The sequence below is a fragment of the Burkholderia sp. MSMB1835 genome (assembly GCF_001526365.1).
GTDB lineage: Bacteria > Pseudomonadota > Gammaproteobacteria > Burkholderiales > Burkholderiaceae > Burkholderia.
Genome location: NZ_LOYP01000018.1, coordinates 262,063 through 275,119 on the forward strand (window position 1 = coordinate 262,063; position 13,057 = coordinate 275,119).

A 13,057-nucleotide genomic window follows, 5' to 3' on the forward strand; every position below is an offset into this window, starting at 1 on the left:
CCTCATCCGACCACCAGCGGCGTGCCGATCGGCAGGTGCGCGGGATCGCGCGCGGCCGACGGATTGAGCTGCAGGATCTCGTTGAGCGCACGCGCATCCTGCTCGCCGCGCGTCATCGCCTGCTGATCGGCACGCGACACGTGCGCGGCGTCGAGCAGCGACTGGCGATGCTGGTCCGCGATCACCCACAGCGAATCGCCGTCGACGACGATATAGGGCTGCGCGGCGCTCGACGGCGACGGCGGGGTCGACGGCGTGCCCGGCGGCGACGGTTGCGGCTGGGACGGCGTGGCGCTCGGCGACGGCGAGGGCGCGGCGCTCGGCTGCGCCGCGTGCGTGACGGGCGCTGGCTGCCCCGGCGTGGCGGGCGGCGACGGCGCGACCGCGTGCTGGGTCGAGCCACTGCCCGGCTGCTGCGTGCCGGCTGGCGGCGGCTTGCCGTCGTCGTCCTCGAACGCGGTGTAGATCCACTTGCCGACGTAGATCAGAATCGGCGCGACCATGAGCGAAGTCGGGATCGAGCCGGTGAGCCGCTTCGGCAGGTTCGGGAAGTGCGTGTCGATGCGCGCGAGTGCGAGCAGCGTCGCGGACGACAGCGACGAAATCGCGATCGGCAGGTCCGAGTGGATCGCGGGATGCGGGCCGACGAACGGCGCGATCGCACCGCCGGCGATGCTCGCGAGATCCGACATCAGGTCGATGCCGCGCACGACGCGGCTGCGCCGCTCGATGCTCAGGTGTGCGAATGCACTGCCCTGCACGAGGCCGGTGTACGTGATGCCGAGCAGCGCGCCGGCCGCGCCCAGCGCGGGCACCACCGACGGATTCTGCAGCAGCGCATGCAGCGACAGCTCGCCGAGGCTCGCATAGCCGGCGATCGCGGCGGCGCGTCCGGCCTTGCCCATGAAGCGGCGCGGATTCCCGTAATGCAGCTGCTGGATCGAGGTGCCCGCGAGCACGCCCTGCATCTGCTGGAGCATGTCGTTGGCGATCATCTTCGTGTACTCGAGCGTCTTGTCCGCGGGCAGCGATGCGGCCTTGTGCAATGCCAACTGGAGATGGATCTTCGCGCGCGCGCTTTCCGCGAGCAGGATCAGCGACGCGTTGCGCTGCTCGGCATGCATCTGGTGCGCATCGAGCTGATTGTTCAAGCCGTCGACGAAGCGGTCGATCACGCGGTCGAACAGCCGCGGGTCGCCGCTTTGCAGCGCGCGCACGGTGTCCTGGTGCACGGCCTGCACGAGCCGGCCGGTCCGCACGCCGACGAACGCCGCGTTCGCGGCCTGCTTGAATTTGTCCGGCGTCAGGCCGAAGTGATGGACCGCGAAGCCGGCCGCCGCGCCGACGGCGATCGACATCAGGTTCTTGCCGTTCAGCAGCGCGGCGATCCAGCTGTCCGGCTGATGCAGGCGCAGCGCATGCAGTTCCGCGGCCGCGGCGAGCGGATCGTCGGGTCGCATCGGTTCGTTCGTCTGCGCGCTGACGAGCCGGCTTTCGCTGATCGGTTGCGTATCGGCGGCGACGAGCGCCGGCGCGAGGACGGCTTCGCGCCAGGCCTGCAGCGGCTCGACGCCGGTGCCGCCGCCGTCCGTCGTGACGAGCTGTTCGGGCGCCGCGAGCCGCGCGCCGACGTCGGCGAGCCACCGTTCGGTGAACATCCGGGCGGCATCGCCGGCCGCTGGGGCACGACGCGGGTCGGCGGCCCATTTGTCGGTCGCGAAGCGCGACGTCGCATAGCGGGCGCGATGCAGCAGTTGCGAGGTGTTGCCTTCGTACAGTTGCTGGCGCAACGCCGCGATCCGCGCGGGCGACATGCCGCGCGCCCGGCCGATGCGGTCGACTTCCGCGAGCAGCAGGCTGTGCTGGTTCATCAGCGTCGTGCGGTCGACGCGGTCGTACACGCGCGTCAGCGCGTCGGCGCCGTGCAGCCGTGCGAGCGTCGGGTCGTTCGCCCTGGCGCGCTCGACGAGCAGCGTCGCGAGCGCGGTCGTCAGTTCCTGGTTCGCGACGAAGTCCGAGCCATGCGTCGCGTACGACAGCCCGACGTGCACCCACGGCAGCGCCGGATGGTCGAGCAGCGATTTTGCGAGCTCCAGGTGGCTCGCGCCGGACGCGGGCTCCGGCACGGTGTCCCAGCCGTGGAACGTCACCATCACGTGCGGCGCCGGCTGGCCGAGGTGCTTCCGGTTCCACGATTCGAGCAGCGCGCCGAGCCGCGCGTGGTCGTGATAGCCGGTGTTGGGGCCGGGCTGGTGCCGGTGATCGACGGACGACACCAGCGCCCGCGCCGGCGCCATTTCGAAGCGCAGCAGGAAACCGGCCTTCGACGACGCGTCGAGCCAGTCGTGCACGTATTGCTCGGCCAGATCGTCGATACGCATCGACTTGCCGTTCGCGCCGGTGATCGTGCCGGTCCAGTAGTCGATCGTCGCGTCGCGGTGGTCGCCGATCGACTTCGCGTCGTGCACGGCGGCCGGGTCGTGCTTCGCGCCGCGCGTGGCCGCGAGCGTGTGCGGATCGATCACGACCGTCACGGCCGCCATCACGCCGCCGTGCCGTTCGATCTGCGCGACGAACGTCGCGGGATCGTCGGAGAGCCGGAACGCGCGGCTCATCGGCACGACGCGCTGCTGGTACGCGGGATCGGCGGCGAGGAGCCGACGGCGCAGCGCGCGATCGGTCGCGAGCGCGGTGCTGAAACGGCTCAGCACCTTTTTTCTGAGCGGAATCGGCGCATAGCGCGAGCCGCCGCCCGACCAGTCTCGCGCGACGTACAGCGGCATGCCGGTGTCGCGCAACGCCTGCGCGTCGGCCATGATCGCCGGCGGTACGCCGTCGACCGCGTCGTCGACTTCGAGCGGCGCGGCGCGCGGATCGCGCGCGTGCTGCACGAGCGCGTCGATCCGGTCGTAGTGCGCGAGCAGGGCCGACGCGTTGCCGTCGCCATAGCGCTGCAGCGATTCGACCTGCGTCGTGCTGACGAGCGACGGTTGATAGGTCCGCACGTCGAGCACCGGATGGGCCGATGCCGCCTGCCCGTTGCGCGCGGCCGCGGCGTTCGCGCGGCGGATCGCCTGCAGCGCCGCGTTGCGTTGCGACCGCAGCCGCCGCGCCTCGGCCGCGCCCCAGTTGCGCCGCGCGTCGGACGTTTCCGGCGACGGATCTTTGGCGAGCGCGTCGACGTCCGCGAGGCGGGTCTCGAGCGTCTTGAGTCGCGTGCCGCGCGCGTGTTCCGCCAGCGCATCCGGCGCGAGTTCGGTCAGCAGCAGATGGGTGTCGCCGCCGTACGGGCCGCCGCCGATCGGCGACGCCTCGAGCGGTACGCCCGGGCTGTCCGGTTTGCGCCAGTTGTCGTGCCACGTCAGTTCGCCTTCCGCGTTGGCCGTGATCACCGCGCGCGGCTTGCCGAGCCGGTACGCGATGCGGTCGCCGCCGCCATACACGTAGATGAAATGCTTGCCGGGCACGAGGCCGCGCGCTTTCGCGAGGCCGAGCAGGTGCACGATGTTGTGGCCGCTGAAATCCAGCGCATGACCGGACGCCGAGGGCAGCAGGCCGGCTTCGAACGTGCGGGGCGCCGGCGCCAGCGCGGTGGTCGCGGGCGTGCGGGTGCCGCCGGCCGGGAGCGGGCGCGTCGCGGGCGACGCGCGGCCGAGCGTCGCGATCGCGCGGGCGCGGCGCAGCGCGATCGCGGCGCCCGCACCGGTCAGCGACGCAAAGCGGCGCCGCAGGCCGTGCACGCCGCTGATCGCGACATGGCCGCCGTATTGAAGGCCGCGGCGCGGCAGGACTTCCGTCTTGTCCTTCTTCGGCGGCCGCGGCGCGTCGAAGCGGTCGCCGACCCGCGCCAGCATGGCCGGTTCGACGCTGCTGACGAAGAACGTCATGCCGCGTGTGCGCGCGCGCGTCAGCGGCACGCTGTGCAGCTTGCCGTTCGGCCGCAACCGGATGCGCCCGCGCTGCGGGTACGCGGCGGCGAGCGGGCGCGCCTTCACGCGGGTCTGCGCGTGCGGTGCGTTTTCCTGGTATTGCCAGACGCCGGTGGCCGAGTCGTAGCGCGCATGACCGGCGATCTTGCCGGTCGCCTTGTCGACGACGTAGATCGTATCGGCGTGGCCGGCCGCCGCGACGGCCTGTTTCGCGCGCGCGAAATGCGGCGCATTCGACAGCGCGTCGATCGCATCGACGTACGCATCGCGCACGCGGCCGTTGCGCGTGAATTCGACCGTCTCGCCTTCGCGCGCGGGTTTGATCTTCGCCGGGCCGCCGAGCGCGACCAGATCGCGGTGCGTGACGGGCGACGCATGGAAATCGAACGCGCGGCGCGCGGCGGCGGTGCCGGTCGGATCGCTGCGTTCCATCGCGCTCGACAACGCCTGCTTCAGCGCCTGCCGTTCCTCGGCGTTCAGCGCGTTGCCGAGAAAGCGGACGCGCAGGATCGCGCCGTTCGCATCGACGTGCGCCGTCGCGACGAACGTCGGCGGCGCGTTGGGCGTCGGCTTGCCGGCGCGCGAGATCAGCAGGGTCGTGTCGGTGCCGGTCTGCTGCACCAGGTGTCCGAGCGTGGGCGCGTGCTGGCCTTCGGCGCGTGTCAGCGTGCGCATGTCGCGCTCGTCGAGCCACGCGCGCGCACGCTTCATCGCACTGCCGTCGACCGCATGGCGGCCGCGCGCCGGCGCGGCGAGCCGTGCCGCGACCGGGCGTCCGGCGGCCGAACGAACCTGTTCGCCGTAGTAGTCGCGATAGGTCGGATTGCCGGGCGTCGACGTGCGCATGTCGCCGAACGTATCCGCGAGGGCATCGAGCGCGGCCGGGTCGCGGCTCGTCAGCGCATGCTCTGTCGCCCGGGCGAGCGCGTCGGGCAGCGTCGCGTGGGCCGCGATGTCGCGCCCGCCGGCGGCGAGGATTTCGTTGCGTATCGTGTACGCGTTGACCTCCGCGCGCGCATCCGACTTCAGCAGCGCGGCCACCGCGGCTTCGGGGCTGGCGTGTTCGGCGGCCAGCGCGCCGGTCGCGAGATCGACGCTGTGCTGCAGTTCGTGGCCCCACACGAACACGAGCGTGCCGGCGCGGCGCGTATTGCCGTCGAGCACGATCGTGCGGGTCTGCGCATCCGCGTAATGGCCGCCGCCCGGCGTGCCGACGCGGATCGTCCAGCCGTCGCTGCGGGCCAGCCGCATCTGCGCGCGGAAGGTCGGCGATTGCCGCGCGATCGCATGCGCCCGCATCAGCAGCACGCGGCCGCGGAACCGCTGCACGACGCGCCCGAGCACGCCCGGGCGTTGCGCGTATGCGCCGCTTTCGGCGTACGCGGGATGGGCCAGGCGAATGCGGCCCGTCGCGATGCCGCGCTGGATCGTGTCGATGACTTCGTCGATCCGCTCGACGACTTCGCCTTCCGGGTCCGCCTTGTGCATGACCTGGCCGGGATCGTGCAGCAGCACTTCGCCATCGCGGCCGAACAGCACCTGGAAGTCGTACAGCAGCCCGTGCCGTTGCGTGACGTTGCGAATGTTCGCCAGATCGCCGAGACCGCTGCGCCGGACCACGCCGGGCAGGCCGAGCCCTTTCTCCATCGCGGCGCTGCTCAGAAGCGCGGCCGGCTTGTACACGACGCCGACCCGGCCCAGGTGCGAGAACGGCCCGTCGACCGTGCTGACGGGCAGGTCCAGCCGTTTCAGTTCGCGCAGGCCGCCCTGTTCGGCGCCGATTTCCTCGTGCGCGACTGCCACGCCGTCCGGCGACGTGTCGCGGAAGAAGCCGATGGCCTGGCCCGTGCCGCCGTCGAATACCGTCTTGTAGAGCCCGGAGCCGACGAGCGGGCCGAGATGGTCGGCGGGATCGACCGCGCGCGCGGGGTCGCCGGCGACGTGCAGCCGGCCGCCGGTGACCGACAGCTCGCCGAGCGCCGGTTGCGTGTAGGCGGCCGGCACGTAGCGATTCATGCCCGACAGGTCGGTCAGGTTGCCGCCTGCGCCGACCGCGTCCGGATGCACCGCATAGACGGGGCGTTGCCACAGGTTCGCCAGTTGCGCGGCCGCGCCTTCGTTCGCGTGCCGCGCGGCCAGGATCACCACGCGCTGGCCCGCGTACGGCGCGTCCGACAGCAGCGAGAAGCCGTGCGGATCGATCGGCCGGCCGTCGGGGCCGAGCAGCGTGCCGTCGGGCTGCGTGTCGGCGTGAACGATCGCGAGACGGTCGGCTTCATCCATCGACACGAGGCCGCGCCGCCTGAGCCCCAGCGCATCGAGCGCCGGCGTCGCGGCGCCGAACGGCGACGCGTTGCGCTCGACATGCGCGCGCGACCACGCGACGCGCCGGGCCTGGATCTCGCGCATCGAGCGCGGCGCATCGTCGCGCGGCTTGTCGCGGCCCCCGTGGTCGTGCGGCGGATCGCCCGCATCGCGCGGCGGCGCATCGCCGCGATTGCCGAGGTCGACATCGTAGCGGGCCTCGAACGCATTGAGCTGCCGGCTCGCCTCGGCTTCGAGCGCCTTGCGCGTATGGCGGCCGCCGGGACGCTTGCCGGTGGCGTTCGCACGCGAACGGTCGCTGCCGAGCAGGCGCATCTGCTGCGCGAGCGTGCCCGACTGTTCGGCGAGCGCGCTGACCTGGTTCGGCAGCGGCGCGCCGCCGGCGCGCATCTGCACGTCCGGGCGCTTGAGCTTCACGTCGCCGCGCTCGATCCCGCGCTCGAGCAGCGTGATCTGATCGTCGACGTCGGCCAGGGTCTGACGGTACGCGTCGCTGTTGGTCTCGATCGGGCCGGGATCCGCGAGCAGCAGCCGGCCGTCGCGGTACACGCCTTGCGGATCGAAGTAGAGCCGGTCCTGCTGAATCGCATCGCGCAGCGTGCGCAAGGTCTGCAGCGCTTCGGGGTCGAGCGTCGTCGGCAGCAGCCCGCGCCCGGCATCGCCGGTATGCAGCCCGCGCGGCTGGTACAGCACCGCGACGCGATCGGCGTGCGAAAACGGGCCGTCCATCGCGACGGTCGGCAGATCGTAGCGACGCCGCAGCCACGCGAGCGCCGCGCGCTCGGCGTCGGCGCTGGCCCGCTGTTCGGCGCGCGTGCTGAAATCCTCGTAGAGGGCGACGACCGCGTCGCGGCCGAGCGCGAAGCCGCCCTTGTGCGCGCCGAAGCCGAGCAGCGCGCCGAGATGCTCGTTCAGGTCCACGGGTTTGCCGCTGTCCGCGTGGAATACCTGCAGGCCGTCCGCCCGCAGCGGCCCGAGCGCGACGTCCGGATGCGGCGCGGGATCGAAGCGCACGAAGCCGCTGGTCGCGCGGATCGTGCCGTCCGCCGAGAGCGCGCCGCGCGGTGCGACGAATACCGGGCGGTTCCAGACGTTCGCGAGTTCGGGCGCCAGCCCGGCCTCCGCACCTTCCGCGACGAGCACGATCGGCTCGTCGAGCCGGGACGGCGCCGGCAGGCCGTGGCGCGTGTCGAGCGCGAGTTCGTGGCCGGACAACGGCGTGCCGTCCGGGCGCGTCAGCGGCGCATCCGCGCGGCCGTTGCGCACGACGAACAACGTGCGCCCGCCGTAGCTGTGCTGCTCGACGCGCGGGCCGACGGTCGCGACCGCGACGTCCGCATCGCGGGCGGCGAAGCCCGGCGCGAGCGGGGACGATTCGATCGCATGGAGGACGGTCCAGGCGACGCGCTGGCGAAACGTCAGCGGTTCGAGCGGGCCGCCCGCGCCGGCTTCGGCCGGATCGGCGACCCGCCGGTACTGGATCGTCCGTGCGTCGCCGCTGCGGCGATCCGCGCGCGATGCGGTGCGCGCGTCCTGGTCGTTCTCGGCGGCGCGTTCGCGTACCTGCGCGGACGAGCGGCCCGCCTGCGCGGTCGCGCGCGACGTCGCGGCGGCCGGCTCGGCGACGGCCGCCGTCGGGTCCGCTGCCGCGCGCAGCGCGGACGGGGTCGCGCGGGCCGCATTCGTGCGTGCGCCGTCGTCGGGCGGCGGCGCGGCCGGCGTCGGCGCGGCGGGCGCCGGGGACGCACCGCGCGGGGCGCCGACCTGGCTCGGCGCGCGCAGCTCGATGCCGTCGGACAGCGTCAGGCTGCCGTCCCGGCCGGCCGTGATGCGGCCATCGGTGTCGTAGCGGTTGAAGCGCGTGCGTTCGAGGGTGCGCCACGAGCCGTCGACGCGCTCCGCGATCGTGATGCGGCCTTCGTGGTCGACGAACGCGGTGGTGCCGGTCTTGCCGCGTGCGCCGGTATTCACCGCATTCGCGCGGCTCAATACGCGGATCGGCACGCCTTCGTAGGTCAGCACGCGCTTGCCGACCATCAGCGTGCCGTCGCCGGCCACGGTCACGCTGCGGCCGTCGATGGTCGCGCGCGTGCGGCCGAGCCGCAGCGTGTTGGTCGCCGTGTAGCGGCTCTGGCCGATGCGCACGGTCTGGTCGCCGATCTGCACGGCCCGATTGTTCAGGTCGCGGCCGCCGAAGCCGCCGGTGCGCCGCACGATGCCGGTCGTCACGGCCTTGAGCTTCTGGTGGCCTTGCGCGAGGCCGAGATTCAGGATGAACGACGACGCATCGCCGGCGAGCCGGTCCGTGTGTCCCGTCAGCGCATCGTGCACGAACTGCACGCCGGCTTCCGCCGCGCCGCCGAGGCCGGTGACCGTCGTCGCGCGCCGCACGAACGTGGCGAGCCCCTTCGAGTCGTTCAGCAGCGTGGCGATCTTGCCGACGCCGCCGACGCCGGCCGGCACGAGGTTCAGGTAATCGGCACGCGCTTCCGCGTCGAGCGGACTGATCGTGCGATCGTGCTGGATGCGATTGGCGAGATCGTAGCCGGAGTTCGCGACGGCTGCCGCCGCCGACGTGTAGATCAGCCCGGTGCCGGCCACGTTGAGCGCGACGCCGAGCGGCGCGCCGAACACCGTCGCGTCGAGCAGGCCGCCGCCGACTTCGAGCGCGATCCCGCCGAGCAGCATCCCGAGGTTCACGTCGCCGGAACCGAACGTGTGCATCACGCTTTCCCACCAGCTGTCGTCGTGCGCGGTGTTGTGCGGGTCGATCCGCGCGGTGCCGTTCGCGTCGTAGCCGGTCGCGATGTCGAGCGTGCCGTCCGACGACAGCGAGTTGTCGTCGATGAAGTTGTCGATGCTCGAGTATTTCGCGCCCTGATCGTCGACGTAATGCGTGTCGCCGTTCTCGTTCGTGACCTTGAAGATCGCGCTCGTGACCAGGCCGGCGTCCTTCGACGCATAGACGATCGGCATCACGTTGACGCGCGTGCCGGCGCCGCCGCCCACCTTCAGCAGCTCGTCGCGCACCTTGTCGATCGATTCGAGCTTCTTGCCGTCGCTGAACTGCGCGGCGTGCGGATCGCCGGTCGCGTGATCCGGCGACAGCCCCATCGCGACGCCGACGAGGTTGCGCTGCTCCGTTGGGTTCAGCCGGCCGAAGTCGATCCTCGTGCCGTGCTGCGTGGCTTCGCCGGCCTTGTCGAGCAGCGACTGCGACAGCTCGCTGCGGTGCGCGCCGAAGAAGTCGGACAGCGCCTTCGCGTAGTCCTTCTGATCGGATTCGGTCTTTGGATTGCGCAGCCGCTCGTCGAGATGCGCGTCGAATTCGTTGAACAGCACCTGCTGATGGAACGTTTCGCTGCGCAGTTGCGCGCGCTGGACATCCTGGTTCGCCTGATCGAGCTCCGCGAGTGCATCGGAAAGCGGTTTCGCGTGTGGATTGACGACGAACGGCACCGGCGCCGTCAACGGGATGTTCTTCGGGGTGCCTTGCGGTTTCGCGATGGAGAACACGCTCGGCGTCGGGCCGATGCCGTGATCGCGGTTCCACTGGTCGTACTGGGCCTGCAATCCGTCGACCTTGATCTTCAGGTCCTGCTGCTTCGCCTGCGCATCGACGAGCGCCTGCTTCGTCGCCCGCTCGTTGACGGACGCGGTCATCCGCTCGTCCGCCTGATGGAGCGCGGACGCGATCGTTTTCAGGCCCTTGATCTCGAGCGGCGTCGGATCGTTCGCGATGCACATCGTCCGGTGGTCGTACCGATCCTGCACGCCGGCGGCGAGATCGTCGTAGTGGATCGCGAGCGCGTTGCCGTACGCGGCGACATAGCCGTCGTGCGCGAGGCTCGCGGCATCCTTCGCCTTCGACAACTGCGTGGCCGCGTCTTCGACGCCGAGATCGGCGCGCGGATCCATCAGCTTGACGCCGGGATGGTCGCGGCGCCATTGCGTCGCGCTCTTTTGCGTGGCGTCGTAGTGCTTCTGCTGTTCGTCGACCTGACGATTCGCATACAGCATCTGCAAATAGCCGCCGCTCACGCGTGCGCTTGCCTGCGCGTGGTCCAGCAGGTCTTGCTGCGCGGCGACCGTCGTGCTCATCACGGTCGGCCCGTACTTGCCGGACACCGCGTTGTACGTGCCCTGGATGTCGGCGACCTTCGCCGCGTCGGTCGCCGCATTCAGGCACGCGTTCGCATAGTTCGCGTCGTCGGCGCTCTGCGTCAGTTGCGTGCGGGCCTCGTCGGGCTTCAGCGCCGGCGGCACGTCGATCACGCGATCGAGCGGCGCAAGCTGCTTGTTGATGCGCGCGATGCCGGCGTCCATTGCATCCGCGTAATCGCCGTTCGACGCATACGACTGCAACTGGGCGAGCGCGAGATTCGAGTTCGCGATGTCGGCGTTGTGCAGCGCCTTCGCTTCGGACAGCTTCGCGTCCGCCTGCTGCCACGCGTCGTAGGCCTGCTTCTGCTGCGGCGTCCAGTCGTCCCGCGGCGATACCTTGGCCGGATCGTCGACGCCGGGGACGGCCGCTTTCAACCGGTCGAGCGCCGCGTTCGCGTCCGATTGCGCGGAGCCGGCGCGTGTCGGATCGAGCGCTTCGTTGTCATGATCGGCCTGCTGCGCATACGCGATCATGTAGCCGGCGTCGGTCGTGACGCCGAGCTCCTTTTCCGCCTTCGCGGTGGCCTGGTGCGCGTTGTCGTAGGCGGTTTGCGCGCCGGCCAGCGCGTCCTTCGTCGTGGACGGATCGTTCTTCGCGTTCGTCAGCGCGGTCTGCTTGTCCTGTTCGTCCTGCAGCGCGTTGTCGTATTGCGTCTGCGCGCCCTGGATCGCGGTCTGCGCGGCTTGGGTCAGCGGATCGTCGACCGTGATGTCGGGCGGCTTCGGCCGGTATTGTTCGGCGAGACTCCGGATCAGCGCGGTCGCGGACGCGATTTCGGCATTGGTCGGCTTCGACGGGTCCGTATCGGGCGTGACCTGCACCGTGATCGGCGGCGGCGGGGGCGTGGCGGTCTGCTGTTTCGACGGGTCGCCCGATTGCCGTGCGGCTTCGGCCGCCGCTTGCGCGCGTTCGGCTTCGAGCGTGCGCTCGAGAAACGCCATCCAGTTGGCGCCCATGCCGACGCCGTCGATATCCAGCATCAAACTCCTCCCGGTCGCGCCGTGCTCTCGACGGCGCGCGCATTACGATGCCATTACGGTCAAGCTTGGAGTGTAGAAAGGCATGCACCGCGACGACGCAGCGCGTTTCGTAGCGCAATGCCGATGCGCACGCGCCGCCGGGGCGTCGCTACGAACGGCGGCGAAGTGGAGCGGGCGCGATGGGGGCGGGCCGACTTACTGATCGAGACACCGCACGCACAGCCGCTTCGCCTGGTTCGCCGGCAGTCCGCGGCACATCATCAGCACCGGGCGCGCATGGCACGACGGCGCATCCGCGGACGCGGCGGCCGACGGCAGGCGGCGCGCGCGTTCGGGCGGCGTCGCGGCGGCCGCGGCCATGCGCCGCTGGCGCGCGGGCGGCGGCGTGTTGGTCACGACGGGAATCGGCTCGATGCCGCCTTCGCGCGCATTGCGCTGCGCGCTCGCGACGACGCGGCTCACGTAGCCGCTCGAAAAACCGGTCGTGAAGTTGCCGCTGTAGTAGCACGACAGCGCCGCGCGCAACGCGGCCTGCGTGGCGCGGCCGGTGCCCGACGAGCGCGCGAAGCATTCGGTCAGGATCGCGCCGCCGGCCTGCAGGTTGCGGCACGGCTCGAACATCGTCGCTTCGTCGAGCCCGTATTTCGCGAAATTGCGTTCGTTCACCTGCGCGAGGCCCACGCTGTAGCTGAAGCCGCGCGACGACAGTTCGCGCGCAGTCGCGCGCGCCTCGTCGAGCGAGGCGGGCTGGCGCGTCAGGTGCCCGCCGACCACGCCGATCGCATACGGATTGAAACCCGACTCGGTGCGCACGAGCGCGGCGAGCGTCGCGGGATCGACGTTCGGCGCGCAGGCGCGCGCCAGTTGCGCGAAACCGGCGCCGCCGCCGGCCGCCTGCGCGACGCGCGCCGGCAGGCACGCGAGCGCGAGCATGGCCAGCGCGCACAGGAAGGCGGCGGCGGTTCGCAGGCGGCGCGCGTTCATCCCGCCCCCGCCACGCGGTACGACAGCACGAGCCCGTGCACGAGCAGCGACCAGCCGTCGAGCGCGACGAACAGCAGCAGCTTGAACGGCACCGAGATCGTCGTCGGCGAGATCATCTGCATCCCGAGCGCCAGCAGGATGTTCGCGACCAGCAGATCGACGACGATGAACACGATGTAGATCACGAAGCCGATCTGGAACGCCTTCGTCAGCTCGGCGAGCGTGAAGCTCGGCACCAGCACGAGCAGGTCGTCGTCCTTGATGCCGTCCGCGCGGTTCTTCGGCCAGACCGACGTCGCGGTGCGCACGAAGAATTCGCGGTCGCGCTGGCGCGTATGCGATACCAGGAAATCCTTGATCGGCGGCAGCGCCGCATCGGCGAGCGCGCCGATGTCCGAGGTCGACAATTGCCCCGACGCATCGAAGTGGCGCGCCTGCAGCGCGTCGCGGATCGACATCCCGACGGGCGCCATGATGAACAGCGACAGGATCAGCGCGATGCCGTTCAGCACGAGGTTCGGCGGCACCTGCTGGATCCCGAGCGCGGAGCGCAGCAGGCCGAGCACGACCACCAGCTTCGTGTAGCTCGTCACCATCAGCGCCGCGAACGGCGCGATGCCGAGCGCGGCGATCACCGCGATCAGCGCGACCGGATTCGGCAGATTGCCCATCGT

At 71.1% G+C, this 13,057-nt stretch carries 3 protein-coding genes; all 3 read right to left on the reverse strand.

All coding sequences use genetic code 11. The annotated features are described in order from the left end of the window. Nucleotides 1-2: 2 nt before the first annotated feature. The gene (locus tag WS96_RS34035) at nucleotides 3-11,399 is read right to left on the reverse strand and encodes an LWXIA domain-containing protein (RefSeq protein WP_059832015.1); all 11,397 of its coding nucleotides are present in this window, start codon (nucleotides 11,397-11,399) and stop codon (nucleotides 3-5) included. Between the two features lie 195 nt (nucleotides 11,400-11,594). Beyond that, a complete protein-coding gene (locus tag WS96_RS09015; protein ID WP_059832017.1) occupies nucleotides 11,595-12,383 on the reverse strand; it encodes a lytic transglycosylase domain-containing protein in 789 nt (262 codons plus the stop codon). Further along, on the reverse strand, nucleotides 12,380-13,054 hold the full coding sequence (sctR, locus tag WS96_RS09020; protein WP_006480865.1) for a type III secretion system export apparatus subunit SctR: 675 nt from the start codon (nucleotides 13,052-13,054) through the stop codon (nucleotides 12,380-12,382). The genes WS96_RS09015 and sctR overlap by 4 nt, the downstream gene beginning before the upstream one ends. Nucleotides 13,055-13,057: the final 3 nt, after the last annotated feature.

Bases quoted from the DNA above. Each gene is read 5' to 3' on its own strand.
- WS96_RS34035 (WP_059832015.1), bottom strand. From the start codon at position 11,399: ATGCTGGATATCGACGGCGTCGGCATGGGCGCCAACTGGATGGCGTTT.
- WS96_RS09015 (WP_059832017.1), bottom strand. From the start codon at position 12,383: ATGAACGCGCGCCGCCTGCGAACCGCCGCCGCCTTCCTGTGCGCGCTG.
- sctR (WP_006480865.1), bottom strand. From the start codon at position 13,054: ATGGGCAATCTGCCGAATCCGGTCGCGCTGATCGCGGTGATCGCCGCG.